General features: G+C 60.7%; 14 protein-coding genes and 1 riboswitch. Of the genes, 6 read left to right on the top strand and 8 right to left on the bottom strand.

The annotated features are described in order from the left end of the window. Nucleotides 1-688: ABC transporter substrate-binding protein (locus GR198_RS34755; RefSeq protein WP_164070446.1), on the bottom strand; the 688-nt coding region annotated here is incomplete at its 3' end. Nucleotides 689-995: 307 nt separating this feature from the next. On the opposite strand from GR198_RS34755, the gene GR198_RS34750 reads away from it, so the two are divergent. The 4 genes from GR198_RS34750 (at nt 996) to queE (ending at nt 4,014) form a co-directional block, all read left to right on the top strand. After that, the gene (locus tag GR198_RS34750) at nt 996-2,048 is read left to right on the top strand and encodes a LacI family transcriptional regulator (protein ID WP_029875655.1); all 1,053 of its coding nucleotides are present in this window, start codon (nt 996-998) and stop codon (nt 2,046-2,048) included. A gap of 174 nt (nt 2,049-2,222) precedes the next feature. Then, complete coding sequence (gene queC / locus GR198_RS34745) at nt 2,223-2,933, top strand: 7-cyano-7-deazaguanine synthase QueC (protein WP_164070445.1); 711 nt, start codon at nt 2,223-2,225, stop codon at nt 2,931-2,933. Continuing rightward, entirely contained in the window at nt 2,933-3,289 is a 357-nt protein-coding gene (gene queD, locus GR198_RS34740) for a 6-carboxytetrahydropterin synthase QueD (protein ID WP_029875657.1), read from the top strand. Before queC ends, queD begins: the two co-directional genes overlap by 1 nt. Further along, nucleotides 3,286-4,014: a 7-carboxy-7-deazaguanine synthase QueE gene (gene queE / locus GR198_RS34735; RefSeq protein ID WP_029875658.1), complete on the top strand. Its 729-nt coding sequence runs from the start codon at nt 3,286-3,288 to the stop codon at nt 4,012-4,014. Before queD ends, queE begins: the two co-directional genes overlap by 4 nt. 18 nt (nt 4,015-4,032) lie before the next feature. On the opposite strand, the gene GR198_RS34730 is transcribed toward queE, so the two are convergent. The 6 genes from GR198_RS34730 to GR198_RS34705 form a co-directional block, all read right to left on the bottom strand. Continuing rightward, on the bottom strand, nt 4,033-5,256 hold the full coding sequence (locus GR198_RS34730; protein ID WP_164050790.1) for an adenylate/guanylate cyclase domain-containing protein: 1,224 nt from the start codon (nt 5,254-5,256) through the stop codon (nt 4,033-4,035). Between the two features lie 104 nt (nt 5,257-5,360). After that, the gene (gene nrdF, locus GR198_RS34725; RefSeq protein ID WP_164050792.1) at nt 5,361-6,335 is read right to left on the bottom strand and encodes a class 1b ribonucleoside-diphosphate reductase subunit beta; all 975 of its coding nucleotides are present in this window, start codon (nt 6,333-6,335) and stop codon (nt 5,361-5,363) included. Between the two features lie 234 nt (nt 6,336-6,569). Next, nucleotides 6,570-8,774, bottom strand: a complete 2,205-nt coding sequence (gene nrdE / locus GR198_RS34720; protein WP_164070444.1) for a class 1b ribonucleoside-diphosphate reductase subunit alpha — start codon at nt 8,772-8,774, stop codon at nt 6,570-6,572. Further along, nucleotides 8,753-9,157, bottom strand: a complete 405-nt coding sequence (gene nrdI, locus GR198_RS34715; protein ID WP_164050796.1) for a class Ib ribonucleoside-diphosphate reductase assembly flavoprotein NrdI — start codon at nt 9,155-9,157, stop codon at nt 8,753-8,755. Before nrdI ends, nrdE begins: the two co-directional genes overlap by 22 nt. Nucleotides 9,158-9,166: 9 nt before the next feature. Continuing rightward, complete coding sequence (gene nrdH, locus GR198_RS34710) at nt 9,167-9,388, bottom strand: glutaredoxin-like protein NrdH (protein WP_018243700.1); 222 nt, start codon at nt 9,386-9,388, stop codon at nt 9,167-9,169. 264 nt (nt 9,389-9,652) lie between these two features. After that, a riboswitch (cobalamin riboswitch) is annotated at nt 9,653-9,876 on the bottom strand. A 242-nt stretch (nt 9,877-10,118) separates the two neighbouring features. Then, on the bottom strand, nt 10,119-12,407 hold the full coding sequence (locus tag GR198_RS34705; protein ID WP_029875664.1) for a heavy metal translocating P-type ATPase: 2,289 nt from the start codon (nt 12,405-12,407) through the stop codon (nt 10,119-10,121). Nucleotides 12,408-12,478: 71 nt separating this feature from the next. Between GR198_RS34705 and GR198_RS34700 the strand changes: the two genes are divergently transcribed. Next, a complete protein-coding gene (locus GR198_RS34700) occupies nt 12,479-12,901 on the top strand; it encodes a MerR family transcriptional regulator (protein ID WP_029875665.1) in 423 nt (140 codons plus the stop codon). 69 nt (nt 12,902-12,970) lie between these two features. Then, nucleotides 12,971-14,185: a TIGR03862 family flavoprotein gene (locus tag GR198_RS34695; RefSeq protein ID WP_029875666.1), complete on the top strand. Its 1,215-nt coding sequence runs from the start codon at nt 12,971-12,973 to the stop codon at nt 14,183-14,185. Between the two features lie 145 nt (nt 14,186-14,330). Here GR198_RS34695 and msrB read toward each other — a convergent pair whose 3' ends face one another. Next, complete coding sequence (msrB, locus tag GR198_RS34690) at nt 14,331-14,816, bottom strand: peptide-methionine (R)-S-oxide reductase MsrB (RefSeq protein WP_029875667.1); 486 nt, start codon at nt 14,814-14,816, stop codon at nt 14,331-14,333. Nucleotides 14,817-14,874 lie beyond the last annotated feature (58 nt).

Genomic DNA, 14,874 nt, shown 5'->3' with positions numbered 1-14,874 from the left:
ACGACTTCTTCATCGTGTCGGACTTCAGCGATTCATCGTCGAGGTCGTTGAAAGCCTTCTTGTAGAACTCCGGACCGCCGGTCGACAGCACGATGGAATCAAACATCGTCGCCTCCTGCCAGTTCTGGCCACCAAGCGCCAGCGGGATGACACCTGCGGCCTTGGCCTTGTCGAGCAGGGCGATCAGCTCGTCGAAGGTCTTCGGCTGGGTGCCGCCGATCTTGTCCATCACCGCCTTGTTGATCCACAGCCAGTTGACCGAGTGGACGTTGACAGGGGCTGCAACCCACTTGCCGTCATAGACCGAGAACTTCTGCAGGGCTGCCGGAACCGACTTGTCCCAGCCTTCCTTCTTCGCCGTCTCGGTCAGATCGCCCATGACCCCGGCCTGAGCATAATCGAGCACGGTATAGCCCAGCATCTGCGAGGCTGTCGGATAGGTGCCGGCCGCAACCATCGCCTTCAGCGCCGTCATCGCCGCATCGCCGCCACCGCCGGCAACCGGAACATCCTTCCAGGCAAACCCTTCCTTCGACAGATCCTGCTTCAAGACGTTCAGCGCCGCTGCCTCGCCGCCTGACGTCCACCAGTGCAGCATCTGTACTTCCTTAACGTCAGCGGCGTGGGCAGCACTGAGGCCAGCCATCATCACGACAGCAACAGCTGCCGAGCTCAAAAACTTGTTCATGAATTTCCTCCCGTTTGCAAATCGGCGGCGGGACCTCCCTGCCGCCCGATGCTTCCCGCCATTGCAGCGGTCAGCATACGGCCGCGCTCCTCCGCGCGGTTGCTAATTTAAAACGTTATAAATCTTTGGTCGTCAAGCCCTTTCTCGACTCCCGAGAAAAATATGGCTATTTCACTAAGCTACTGAATATAATTCATATTTAATCTATGGCTAACAAAACCCTAAAATTTAAAACGTTTCCATTCGTCGATTGCGCGCCCGATTCATCGTGTTATGGTATCGGCAATTCCAGCATGGAAAGCCAAGGGTGACCGAACCGTCCCGGCCGCAACGCGGCGAAAATCTCGATATCACGCATAAGCGCGGCAAGCCGACCTTGCGAACGATCGCCACGATCGCCGGCCTTGCGGTGACGACGGTGTCACGGGCGCTTTCGGATGCGCCGCAGATTTCACTCGAGACCCGCCAACGGGTGCATCGTATCGCCCGCGAAATCGGCTATCTCCCTGACCGGGCCGCGCAGCGCCTGAAGACAGGCCGCACCAACGTCATCGCCATCCTGCTCGATTCGCACGAGGAAGTGGTCGGTTTCAGCACCTCGATCATGTACGGCATCGCCAAGGCGCTGAAAGAGACCTCCTACCATCTTGTCGTCGCCCCGAACTTCCTGTCGACGACCGATATCGAGGCCGCCGAATACATCATCCGCAACCACCTCGCCGACGGGTTGATCTTCACGCGCACCGAGCCGCTCGATGCCCGCGTCCGCCTGCTGCTCGAAACCGGCTTTCCCTTCATCTGTCATGGCCGCACCGAATTTTCGACGCCGCACCCCTATGTCGACTACGATAATTTCACCTTTGCCTATGAGGCGGCGCGCCGGCTGATCGCCAAAGGCCGCCGAAAGGTGGCGGTGATCCTGCCGCCGAAGCGGCTGACCTTCTGCCAGCATATCCTGCACGGCTTCATGACGGCGGTGCGCGAGGCAGGCATCGCCTATGAAGTCCCCGAGGCGGTCGATCTCGATACGCCGGCAGACGTGATGCGCGACTTCATCCGCAGCCGCGCAGATGCCCCGGATGCTCCGGATGGTTTCATCTGTCCCGGCGAAGTTTCGGCGCTCGCCGTCATCAGCGGCATGAGCGATGCCGGCCGCATATTGGCGGTCGATTACGATATCGTCGCCAAGGAGACGTCCCGCCTTCTCACCCAGCTGCAGCCGAAGGTCGACACGATCCACGAGGACCTGACGGCGGCCGGCGAGGATCTGGGACGCATGCTGCTGCAGCGTATCAACAATCCGGATGCCGAGGAGCTGCAGCTTCTGCTGCCGCCGCAGATCAACTTTCCGGTCGGTTAGACGACCCCGCATTGGCATCAAACCTCGAAGCTACGAAAACCGCCCTGAAATCAACGTCATCTCATCCCTTAATGACGCTCACGCTTCAAAACTGTTTGCATGACGCGTGATTTGTCCTAGAAGCACCGCGCAATCCGGTCGCAGCCCACCCGGTCAAAACAAGGGATCCAAAATATGAAAACCATCGTTGTCTGCTCCGGCGGACTGGACTCCGTTACGCTTGCCCACAAGGTAGCAGCGGAACAACAGCTTATCGGTCTCGTATCCTTCGACTACGGCCAACGGCATCGCAAGGAACTCGACTTCGCCGCCAGATGTGCCTCACGCCTCTCCGTTCCCCATCATATCATCGACATCGCCAGCATCGGCGGTCATCTCAGCGGATCGGCCCTGACCGACAATGTCGAGGTTCCGGATGGCCACTACGCCGAGGAGACCATGAAAGCCACCGTCGTGCCCAACCGCAATGCGATCATGCTGGCAATCGCGTTCGGTTTGGCGGCCGCGCAAAAAGCAGATGCCGTCGCCGTCGCCGTGCATGGCGGCGACCACTTCATTTACCCGGACTGCCGACCGGGCTTCATCGAGGCCTTCCAGCGCATGCAGAACGAAGCGCTGGACGGTTATGCCAGCGTCAAACTGCTTGCACCCTATGTCGACGTTTCCAAAGCGGCGATCGTGGTTGACGGCGAAAAACACGGCACGCCGTTCTCGGAAACCTGGTCCTGCTACAAGGGCGGCGAGCTCCACTGTGGGCGCTGCGGAACCTGTGTGGAACGCCGTGAAGCGTTCCATCTTGCCGGCGTCCCCGATCCGACGGAGTACGAAGACAAGGACTTCTGGAAAGCGGCCGTGTCGCGATACTCCGCCACGGAGGTGCGTTGATGTACCGCATCACCAAGGAGTTTCATCTCTCCGCCTCCCATCAATTGGATCACCTGCCTGCCGACCATCAATGCGCTCGGCTCCACGGTCACAACTACGTCGTCGTCGTCGAGCTGGCTGCGGAAAGCCTGAATGATGATGGCTTCGTTCGTGACTATCACGATCTCTCGCCGCTCAAGCGCTATATCGATGAAGCTCTCGATCATCGTCACCTGAACGACGTCTTCGGCCATTCAAAAGTCACCTCTGAATTCCTGGCGAGGCACTTCTACGACTGGTGCAAGCAGCGCCTCCCGGAGACATCGTCCGTTCGCGTCAGCGAGACGCCGAAAACCTGGGCGGAGTACAGGCCGTGAGCGTCGGGACCATTCGCGTCAGTGAGATCTTTGGCCCGACCATACAGGGTGAAGGCGCCTTGATCGGGCTGCCGACGGTGTTCGTGAGGACAGGCGGCTGTGACTATCGGTGTTCCTGGTGCGACAGTCTTCACGCCGTCGACAGCGCCTTCCGGGATCAATGGATTCCGATGTCCACTGAGGCGGTCTGGCATAAGGTCACGGAACTCTCCGGTGGAAAGCCACTGACGGTTTCCCTTTCCGGAGGCAATCCGGCGATACAGCCCTTAAGGCCACTGATCGAGCTTGGCCATTCGCAAGGATACCGCTTTGCCCTGGAAACACAGGGAAGCGTAGCCCAGGCCTGGTTTCGCGATCTCGACGCCCTAGTCATCAGCCCCAAACCGCCATCAAGCGGAATGCTGACGGATTGGGATCAGGTCGATAACTGCCTTCAACTGGCCGCCGCCGGACCGGAGGTCGCATTGAAGATTGTCGTCTTCGACGATGCCGACTACGAATTCGCCCAACAGGCGGGTCAGCGCTATCCCCAAATTCCGTTGTTCCTTCAGCCAGGCAATCATACGCCGCCGCCGCCCGATAACGATGACGCGCGCATTGATATCGACGGCGTGATGGATCGGATGCACTGGCTTATCGAAAGGGTGACAGCCGACCAATGGTTTGAAGTCCGCGTACTGCCGCAATTGCACGTGCTGCTCTGGGGAAACAAGCGAGGCGTATGAGCCCGCCTGCGCTGAAAATCATGCAGCGACGTGCTCCGGAAAGGCGAAAACATCGACGGGCTCTCCAAGCCCGCGCAGCGGGAAGGTGCCGAGACTATCCATGTCTTCCGCGCAGCCCGCCATTTCGACGAAGGCCCGCGACAGCAGCACCGGACGCTTGACCTCCTTGGTCAGGGTTTCCAGCCGCGAGGCGACATTGACCGCCGGGCCGATGACGGTGAAATCCAGCCGCCGGCGCGAGCCGATATTGCCGTACATGACGTCGCCGACATGCACCCCGACGCCGTAGCGCAGCGGTTCGCGGCCGTTGCCCGCATATTGCTGGTTCAATTGCGCCATCAACGCCTGCCCTTCGCGGATCGCCTGCAGCAGATCGAGGCAGGCCGTTTCCTTGGCTAACGGGAAGATCGCCAGCAATCCGTCACCCATGAACTTCAGGATCTCCCCGCCATGCCGCTCGATCGGATCTGACATGGCGTCGAAATAATCGTTGAGCAGATGGATGACATCGTCACGCGGCCAGAGATCGGAGATCGCCGTAAAGTCGCGCAAGTCGCAGATCATGATTGCCGCCCCGACGGTCGCGCCGCTGCCGCGCGTCGTGACGCCCGACAGGATCTGTTCGCTCGCATGCGGTCCGACATAGGTCTGCAGCAGCGTGCGCGCCATGATGTTCTTCAGCCGGATTTCGCTGACGAGCGTCAAGGCCGGCAGCAGATCACGCAGGAAATCGACATGCTCGCTCGTAAAACCGCCCGGCCGGCTGGTCGAAAATGTCGCGACATGCCGTTTGCCGAAAGTATGCTCGAGGGGCCAGGCGATATACTCTGTGAGGCCGTCATCGCGCAGTTCCTGATAGAATGAATCCTCGTCGCCGTCGGCTGTGCCTTCCAGCTGTCTACGCACCTCCTCCGAACCCTGATGGATCGCGTTGACGGGGCTCTTCAGGAACTCCGGCGTGTTTTCGACACCATAGGCGAAAGTGTTGATCTTCGCCTCCGCCAGGCCTTCCTTCCAGAGGATGCGGGCACCGATCCATTGCGGATGGTTCGTCCTGAAATGCAATGTCGCCCGCGCCACCGGCACGCCTGATGCCAAAAGCTTCTCGCACATTTCCACCAGGATATTGTCGATGAACCGCTCGCCGCGCGTCTCGTTCACCAGCCAGTCGAGAATCCGTCTTCTGCGGATCGGCCACACGCCTTCGTCCGCAATATCGGCCTTGTTCGAAAAGGATTGCATCAAAAACTCCCGCTACGCCACATCATCGGCGAGGACCAAATTTAGTTTCCGCTGAATGTGGGCGATGAGAGAGCAAATGATAAGAGGCAGACGGCGATCAAGCCTCAGAAATCCCAGTCCTCGTCCTCGGTCGCCACAGCCTTGCCGATCACATAGGAGGAACCGGAACCGGAGAAGAAGTCGTGGTTCTCGTCGGCATTCGGCGAAAGCGCCGACAGGATCGCCGGATTGACCTTGCAGGCCTCGGCCGGGAACAGCGCCTCATAGCCAAGGTTCATCAGCGCCTTATTGGCATTGTAATGCAGGAATTTCTTGACGTCCTCGGTCAACCCGACACCGTCATAGAGCGCTTCGGTATATTTCGCCTCGTTGTCGTAGAGTTCGAGCAGCAGCTCGAAAGCGAAATCCTTGATCTCCTGCTTCCGCTCGTCGCCGAGGCGCTCCAGCCCGCGCTGGAACTTGTAGCCGATATAATAGCCGTGCACCGCCTCGTCGCGGATAATCAGCCGGATCATGTCGGCCGTGTTGGTGAGCTTGGCGCGGCTCGACCAGTACATCGGCAGGTAGAAGCCCGAATAAAACAGGAAGCTTTCGAGGAAGACGCTCGCGACCTTCTTCTTCAGAGGATCGGCGGAGCGATACTGCTCCATGATCAACGCCGATTTCCGCTGCAGGAACTCGTTCTCTTCCGACCAGCGATAGGCATCGTCGACATCGGGCGTCGAGCACAGGGTCGAGAAGATCGAGGAATAGGAGCGCGCATGCACGGCCTCCATGAAGGAGACGTTGGAAAGCACCGCCTCCTCATGCGGCGTTATCGCATCCTCCATCAGCCGGATGGCACCGACGCCGTTCTGGATCGTGTCGAGCAGCGTCAGCCCGGTAAAGACGCGGATGGTCAGCTGCTGCTCGACCGGCGTCAGCGTCGCCCAGGAAGGAATGTCGTTCGAAAGCGGTACTTTCTCCGGCAGCCAAAAATTGCCGGTAAGCCGGTTCCAGACTTCGAGATCCTTATCGTCCTCGATGCGGTTCCAGTTGACGGCGCGCACGCGGCTGACCGGCTTCAATTGCATGTTCATTGTGTTCCCTCTTGAGAAATGTGTCCGGATTTGCCCCTCATCCGCCTGCCGGCACCGTTGCCTGGGTCGAGCCACTGGTCTCGACCCGTCCTTCGGACCCCGCCAGCGGGGCGAAGGGGATATGCCGCACCCTTTTCCGTCTTTATTGCCGGTTCGTGTGGCAAGTCCCCTCTCCCCGTCAGAACGGGGAGAGGGTTAGGGTGAGGGGCAAATGCTCCGGAGCGAAATATCAAATCACAGCGTACAAGACACGCATCCCTGCACCTCGGTGCCGGACAGCGCCATCTGGCGAAGGCGGATGTAGTAGATCGTCTTGATGCCCTTCTTCCAGGCATGGATCTGCGCCTTGTTGATGTCGCGCGTCGTTGCCGTGTCGCGGAAGAACAAGGTCAGCGACAGGCCCTGGTCGACATGCTGGGTCGCCGCCGCATAGGTGTCGATGATCTTATCCGGCCCGATCTCGTAGGCATCCTGATAATAGTCGAGATTGTCGTTGGTCATGAACGGCGCCGGATAATAGACGCGGCCGATCTTGCCTTCCTTGCGAATCTCGATCTTCGAGACGATCGGATGGATCGAGGAGGTCGAGTGGTTGATATAGGAGATCGAGCCTGTCGGCGGCACCGCCTGCAGGTTCTGGTTATAGAGGCCGGAAGCCATCACCGCCTTCTTCAACGCGGCCCAGTCTTCCTGCGTCGGAATGTGAATGCCCGACGTCTCGAACAGCGCCCTCACCGTCTCCGTCGCTGGCTCCCAAAGCCGGTCGGTATATTTGTCGAAATATTCGCCGGAGGCATATTTCGAGTCCTCGAAACCCTTGAAGCTCTGGCCCCGCTCGACCGCCAGCAGGTTCGAGGCGCGGATGGCATGATAGGTCACCGTATAGAAATAGATATTGGTGAAATCGACGCCTTCCTCGGAGCCGTAGAAGATGCGTTCGCGGGCGAGATAGCCGTGCAGGTTCATCTGGCCGAGGCCGATCGCATGGCTGTCGTCATTGCCCTTCTCGATCGAAGGAACCGAGGAGATATGGCTCATGTCGGAAACGGCCGTCAGCGCCCGGATCGAGGTTTCGATCGTCTTGCCGAAATCGGCGGAATCCATTGCCGCGGCGATATTCAGCGAGCCGAGATTGCAGGAAATGTCCTTGCCGAGATGTTTGTAGGAGAGGTCGTCATGATATTCGCTGGCCTCGCTCACCTGTAGGATCTCCGAGCAGAGATTGCTCATCGAGATGCGCCCGGCGATCGGGTTCGCCCGGTTCACCGTGTCTTCGAACATGATGTAGGGATAGCCGCTCTCGAACTGGATTTCGGCAAGCACCTGGAAGAATTCGCGCGCCTTGATCTTCTTCTTGGAGATGCGGGCATCATCAGCCATCTCTCGGTATTTCTCCGTCACCGAAATTTCGGTAAACGGCACGCCATAGACGCGCTCCACGTCATAGGGCGAGAACAGGTACATGTCCTCGTTGTTCTTGGCGAGCTCAAAGGTGATATCGGGCACGACGACGCCGAGCGACAGCGTCTTGATGCGGATCTTCTCGTCGGCATTTTCGCGCTTGGTGTCGAGGAAGCGCATGATATCGGGGTGGTGGGCATTGAGATAGACGGCACCCGCGCCCTGGCGCGCGCCGAGCTGGTTGGCATAGGAGAAACTGTCTTCGAGCAGCTTCATGACAGGAATGATGCCCGACGATTGGTTCTCGATATGCTTGATCGGCGCGCCGGCCTCGCGGATATTCGTCAGCGACAGCGCCACGCCGCCGCCGCGCTTCGACAATTGCAGCGCCGAATTGATCGACCGGCCGATCGATTCCATATTGTCCTCGACGCGCAGCAGGAAGCAGGAAACCAGTTCGCCGCGCTGCTTCTTGCCGGCATTGAGGAAGGTCGGCGTCGCCGGCTGGAACCGGCCGGAAATGATCTCGTCGACCATGTCGCGGGCAAGGGTCTCGTCGCCGCGCGCCAGAGCCAGCGCCACCATGCAGATGCGGTCCTCATAGCGCTCGAGATAGCGCTTTCCGTCGAAGGTCTTCAGCGTATAGCTGGTGTAGTATTTGAAGGCGCCGAGGAAGGTCGGGAAACGGAACTTCCTGGCATAGGCCTGGTCGAACAGATCCCGCACGAAATTGAAGGAATACTGATCGAGAACCTCCTGCTCGTAATAACCCTCGGTCACGAGGTAATCGAGCTTTTCCCTCAGATTGTGGAAGAACACCGTGTTCTGGTTCACATGCTGCAGGAAATACTGCTTGGCAGCCAAACGATCCTTGTCGAGCTGGATCCTGCCCTGCTCGTCATAGAGGTTCAGCATCGCGTTCAGCGCGTGATAGTCGAGCGTTTCCACCGCTTTCACAGGGCGTTCGCCGGCGGGATGAGCAAAAGTGTTATGCGGTTTTGCGCCCGCATCCCGCGTCAGAGTTGTTCCCGTGTCCAAAACCGTTCCATTCCGTGTTTGACCTTGGCGACATCGTCTTCGGTGCCCATGAGCTCGAACCGGTAGAGGTAAGGCACCTGGCATTTCTGCGAGACCACGTCGCCGGCGAGCCCGTATGTCTCGCCGAAATTGCTGTTGCCCGCGGCAATCACGCCGCGAATGTGTCCTCGGTTTTCCGCATCGTTGAGGAAACGGATCACCTGCTTGGGAACGGCACCCTTGCCGCCGTCGCCGCTATAAGTCGGCACGATCAGCACGAAGGGTTCGCGGATATGAAACGCGTCTGCGCCACCTGGCAGAATGCGCGCCGCGCGCAGTCCGAGCTTGGCGACGAACCGATGGGTGTTCTCGGATCGGCTGGAATAATAGACGATCAGAGCCATCGCCTTTCCTCAGGAAAGTGCGCTGATCATGTCGGGACGGAAGCCGGCCCAATGCTGCTCGCCGGCGATGACGACAGGCGCCTGCATGTAGCCGAGGCTGCGGACGCGATCGAGCGCTTCGGCATCCTGCGAAATATCGACGATGTCATAGTCGACACCCAACCGGTCGAGGGCGCGGTAGGTGGCAGTGCACTGGACGCAGGCAGGCTTGCTGTAGACGGTGATGGTCATAATATTCCTCGTGACGACGCGATTGGGACGCAGGACATTGATCGGAAATCTGTCGATATCCGTCGAAAAATCTCTGGTGATTTGAGCTATGCGGCTGTTTAGCCGCTGGGCGTACTCAGCCCTCTACCTCTAGCGGGTGGCGGCCTGAACTGAGATACTGACATGACTTCACCCCGAAGTGGCTTATGCGGAGGTTCGGGCCTGCGAAACGCGATGCGGACATTCCCCGCAGCCATGCAACGCGACCTTCCGGACACCCCGCCCGTGGACGTTTCGTTCGAGGCAGGTCTCCTGGCTCACGGGTCAACGCTCCTGCCCAGCCTTCCCGGAGCATCATGCTCCAGTGACCTGAAATCGGACAGTTGCTCGCCGCTCACAGTTGCGGGGGCAGCTCCGGCATTGCCGCGCCATGATGGCGAAGCGCACCGAATTCCCGTCTTAGCCGCCGATCCTCACGAATCGACGGAACCTCGAACACTAGATATAGTACGCCAATCCAAATTCGCGTCAACGGATGGTTTGTGCATTGCGTTACGACAGGTTTGAAATCGCTACGTTCCTGTGAAAAACATGGCTAACGAAAGCTTAAAGAAAGCAGGCTGTGGAGAAAGTCTCGACGAGGAGAGCCTATCTATGGCCGGTCCCGCCATTTTCGATTCGAGATCGGGCCTGAATCGTCGATGGGACATCCCGCCGGTGACGAGCGCGGGAGGGATGAAGTCAGGAAAGTTTATATCTTTATTCGAAGCAGCCGCAGCGCGTTGATCGTCACCAGCACGGTGGCGCCGGTATCGGCGAGGATCGCCGGCCAGAGCCCGGTGATGCCGGCGATCGTCGTCACCAGGAACACCGCCTTCAGTCCGAGTGCGATGGTGATGTTCTGCAGGATATTGCGCATCGTGCGTTTGGAAAGTTCGATCATCCGCGCCACGTCGCCGACACGTCCGTGCAGCACGGCGGCATCCGCCGTCTCCAGCGCCACATCGGTGCCGCCGCCCATGGCAATGCCGATATCGGCGGCGGCCAGCGCCGGAGCATCGTTGATGCCGTCGCCGACCTTGGCGACGACAAAGCCCTGGCGCTTCAATTCGCCGACAACACGCTGCTTGTCCTCAGGCATCATCTCGCCGCGCCAGTCGATGCCGAGCATGCCGGCAACGGCTGCTGCCGTCCGCTTGTTGTCGCCCGTCAACATCATCGCCTTGACGCCTGCCGATTTGAGGGCAGCGAGCCCGGCCTCGGCATCCTCGCGCGGCTCGTCGCGCATGGCGATCAGGCCGGCCGCAACACCGTTGACGAGCAGCACCGACACGCTCTTGCCCTCGTCGTTCAGCGCCGCGATGGGTGCATCCTGTTTCGCGCTGAGCGTCCCGCGCTCGCGGGCGGCAGGCGGCGACAGCAGGCCCAGCGTCTCGCCGCCGACTTTGCCGCTGACACCCTTGCCCGGCAGCGCTTCCAACTCGAAGGCCGGCGGCACGGGAACGCCGTCCGCCTTGGCGCGGTTAAGTATCGCCAGCGCCAGCGGATGGCTGGAACCCTGCTCCAGCACCGCTGCGCGCGACAGCACCTGCGCCTCGCTCAGGCCAAAGGAAATGATGTCAGTCACCTGAGGCCGGCCTTCCGTCAGCGTGCCTGTCTTGTCAAAGGCGACTATCGTCACCTTGCCGAGCGTTTCCAGCACCGCGCCGCCCTTCATCAACAGCCCGCGCCGCGCACCTGCCGAAAGCGAAGCGGCGATCGCCGCCGGCGTCGAAATGACAAGCGCGCAGGGGCAGCCGATCAAAAGGATGGCAAGGCCCTTATAGACCCATTCGTCCCACGGCCCAGCGAACAGCAGCGGCGGAACGACCGCGACCAGCGCTGCGACCACGACCACGCCGGGCGTGTAATAGCGCGAAAACCGATCGATGAAGCGTTCGGTCGGCGCCTTCGATTCCTGTGCCTCCTCCACCAGCTTGACGACGCGGGCGATGGTATTGTCGGCGGCGGCCGCCGTGACGCGAACCCTCAGCACCGCATCGACATTCACCGTGCCGGCAAATACGACGGCATCGACGCCCTTGCGCACCGGCGTGCTCTCGCCCGTCACCGGCGCCTCGTCGATCGCGCTCTCGCCTGAGATGATGATGCCGTCCGCAGAGATACGGTCGCCAGGGCGAACCATGATAGTCGCGCCAACGGCAAGGCTTTCTGCCGGCACTTCCCGCGTCTGCCCATTGTCTTCGAGCAGCGCATTCTTCGGCACCAGACCCGTCAGCGACTGGATGCTTTCGCGCGCCTTGCCCGCCGCCACCCCTTCCAGCAGCTCGCCGACGAGGAACAGGACGACGACGGTTGCCGCCTCTTCGCCGGCATTGATGATGACGGCACCGACGGCAGCGATCGTCATCAGCATCTCGATCGAAAACGGTGTTCCCGAGAAAGCCGCCATCACGGCGCGTCGCGCGATCGGCACCAGCCCGATCAACATGGCGACGATGAAGGCGTAGGACGCGATGGCCGGCACGAGATGGCCGACGGTGTAGGCGGCAACGAGTGCTGCACCCGAAAGGATGGTCAGCCGGCCCTTCCTGCTCTGCCACCAGGGACCGGCCATCGGCGCGTGGTCGTGCCCGTGCAGCCCCTCGATTTTCTTCTCGCCATGATCGTGAGGATGGTCGTGGTCATGACTTGTATGGTCATGGCTATGGCCTGCATGATCATGCACCGCATGATCGTGGTCATGGCCCGCGTGATCGCGGTGATCATGTCCATGGTGGTGACGATGCTGCGAGCCCTGGATATGCGCAGGCGCAGCGCTTCCGGCAAGCGGCGCGACGGAATAGCCGAGCCCCGTCACCTTCTTCTCGATCACCGTGAGATCGCTGCTGCCATCGTGCCGGACGGTCATCGTGCCCGCCATCACCGAGACGGAAACATCGGCGACACCCGCCACGCGTCTGACCGCCGTATCGATCTTGCTTGCGCAGGCGGCGCAATCCATGCCGCCAACCCGGTATCGTGTCTCGCTCTCAGCCATGGTCCGCTTCCTTGTCAAACAGAAGCATCTCTCCTACATCCTCTAGCGACTAGAGATGCAAGAGGAAAATCATGAAAAAGATCACCATTGGTGAAGCTGCTCGCCAAAGCGGCGTCAAAGTGCCGACGGTCCGTTATTATGAGAGCATTGGCCTGCTCATGGCGCCGAGCCGCAGCGAGGGCAACCAGCGCTCCTTCGAACCCGCCGATATCAGCCGCCTCGCCTTCATCCGCCATGCCCGCGAACTCGGCTTCGAGATCGACGCGATCCGCACGCTGCTCACCCTGCAGGACGATCCGCACCAGTCCTGCGCCTCGGCCGACGCCATCGCCAAGGCCCGCCTCATCGAGGTTGAGCAGCGCATCCGCAGCCTGATGGCGCTGAAGGCCGAGCTGGAAATCATGGTGGAAGGCTGCGGCCACGGCCGCGTCGACCAATGCCGAGTCATCGAGGTGCTCGCCGACCACGGCCAGTGCACACATCCACACCACTGACCGCTGCCCTTGCAGGCGGTCCGCGCCCGCGCCAAAACTGCATGCAGAGAGAATCGGGCGAAGAGATCAATGAACCAGAAGCGGATTGCAATCATCGGCGGCGGCCCGGCGGGTCTCGCGGCTGCCGAACTGCTGTCCCGTTCCGGTCACGCGGTAATGGTCTACGACGCCATGCCGACCTTTGCCCGCAAGTTCTTGCTGGCCGGCAAGTCGGGTCTCAACATCACCCACTCCGAGGAATTCGCCCGTTTCACCACCCGCTTCGCCGCAGCCTCCGCCCGTCTGCGCCCCGCTCTTGATGCGTTTACCCCTGACGATATCAGGAATTGGGCAAGCGAGCTCGGGACGGAAACCTTCATCGGTTCGTCCGGCCGGGTTTTCCCGAAGGTGATGAAGGCCTCGCCTTTGCTGCGCGCCTGGCTCAGGCGGCTGGAGACGCAGGGCGCTACGCTGCGCACCCGCCACCGCTGGACCGGCTTTGCAGAAGACGGCTATGTTTTTGAAACGCCCGAAGGGCGCAGCATCGTCCATTGTGACGCAGCCCTGCTGGCGCTCGGCGGCGCAAGCTGGCCGCGCCTCGGCTCCGACGCTGCCTGGGTGCCTTGGCTGGCCGGCAGGGGTGTGGAAATTGACACTTTTCAACCCGCCAATTGCGGCTTCGTCGTCGGATGGAGCGGGAACTTCAGCGAACGTTTCGCCGGCGAGCCGGTAAAATCGGTCACCGCCACCTCCGAGGCCGGCACGTTTCCCGGCGAATTCGTCATCACCGGCAGCGGCATCGAGGGCAGCCTCGTCTATACCCATACGGCCGCGTTGCGTCACCGGCTGCTGAACCATGGCAGCGCCGTCCTGACGCTCGACCTCGCACCCGGCCGCACCATCGAGAGGCTGAGCCGCGACCTTGCACGGCAGGACGCCAAATCAAGCTTTTCAAACCGCCTGCGCAAGGGCGCCGGCCTGGACGGCGTCAAGGCGGCGCTGCTGCGCGAACTCGCTCCCGAGCGCGACCGCACCGATCCCGAGCGTCTCGCCGGCATGATCAAGGCCCTGCCGGTGTCGGTGATCGAAACCCGGCCGATCGGCGAAGCGATCTCCTCGGCCGGCGGCATCCGCTGGAGCAGCATCGACGATAGCTACATGTTGAAGGCACTGCCGGGCACCTTCGTCGCCGGTGAGATGCTCGACTGGGAAGCGCCGACCGGCGGCTATCTCCTCACCGCCTGCCTGGCGACCGGCCGGGCGGCAGCCCGCGGCATCGAAGCCTGGTTGCAGCGCAGAGCATGATGCCGAAAAGTGTGATCGGTTTTCGGACGACATCATGCTCCAACTCTTAATTTAGAACAGGATTCAGATTTTAGGCCGACCCGGTCTAAAATCATCCTGTTCTAGGCGCAGACAGTTATCAGCAACGAGTAAGGTCATCCCTAGATCAGGCCGAGGCCGGACGGAAAGTCATAGCGAGCCCATTCATGCAGTAGCGAAGCCCGGTTGGCTTCGGGCCGTCATCGAAGACATGGCCAAGATGCCCACCGCAACGGCTGCAGTGCACAGCGTTGCGCACCATGCCGAAAGTCATGTCGCTCGTGGTGCTGACGGCTTTTTCGAGCGGCGCCCAAAAGCTCGGCCAGCCGGTGCCGCTGTCGAATTTGGTGGCCGAGGAAAAGAGGTCCTGGTCGCAGCCGGCGCAGGCGAAGTTGCCCTTTCGCTCTTCATGCAGCAAGGCACTGGTGAAGGGATGTTCCGTCCCCGCCTGGCGCAGGATGACATATTGATCCGGCGTCAGCAGCTTGCGCCATTCCTCCTCGGTGTGGGTCACCGCAAACCTCTCGCCGGCAATCGCCTTACCGGCCAGGCCCAGGTGAACCACAAGCGCTCCAAAAGCAGCGCCCATCAGCAACAATCGTCTGTTCAGCATGGTCGGATCTCCTCGTCTGGCAAACCTTGCTTCTGCAAAGAACTACGAAAGGGAGGGT

It is taken from the genome of Rhizobium leguminosarum (assembly GCF_010668065.1).
Classification (GTDB): Bacteria; Pseudomonadota; Alphaproteobacteria; order Rhizobiales; family Rhizobiaceae; genus Rhizobium; species Rhizobium leguminosarum_S.
This window is presented reverse-complemented; position numbering and strand designations above follow the sequence as displayed.

Coding starts and splice junctions, on each gene's coding strand:
- queC (WP_164070445.1), top strand. CDS start 2,223: ATGAAAACCATCGTTGTCTGCTCCGGCGGACTGGACTCCGTTACGCTT.
- queD (WP_029875657.1), top strand. CDS start 2,933: ATGTACCGCATCACCAAGGAGTTTCATCTCTCCGCCTCCCATCAATTG.
- GR198_RS34730 (WP_164050790.1), bottom strand. CDS start 5,256: ATGCAATCCTTTTCGAACAAGGCCGATATTGCGGACGAAGGCGTGTGG.
- nrdF (WP_164050792.1), bottom strand. CDS start 6,335: ATGAACATGCAATTGAAGCCGGTCAGCCGCGTGCGCGCCGTCAACTGG.
- nrdI (WP_164050796.1), bottom strand. CDS start 9,157: ATGGCTCTGATCGTCTATTATTCCAGCCGATCCGAGAACACCCATCGG.
- nrdH (WP_018243700.1), bottom strand. CDS start 9,388: ATGACCATCACCGTCTACAGCAAGCCTGCCTGCGTCCAGTGCACTGCC.
- GR198_RS34705 (WP_029875664.1), bottom strand. CDS start 12,407: ATGGCTGAGAGCGAGACACGATACCGGGTTGGCGGCATGGATTGCGCC.
- GR198_RS34700 (WP_029875665.1), top strand. CDS start 12,479: ATGAAAAAGATCACCATTGGTGAAGCTGCTCGCCAAAGCGGCGTCAAA.
- GR198_RS34695 (WP_029875666.1), top strand. CDS start 12,971: ATGAACCAGAAGCGGATTGCAATCATCGGCGGCGGCCCGGCGGGTCTC.
- msrB (WP_029875667.1), bottom strand. CDS start 14,816: ATGCTGAACAGACGATTGTTGCTGATGGGCGCTGCTTTTGGAGCGCTT.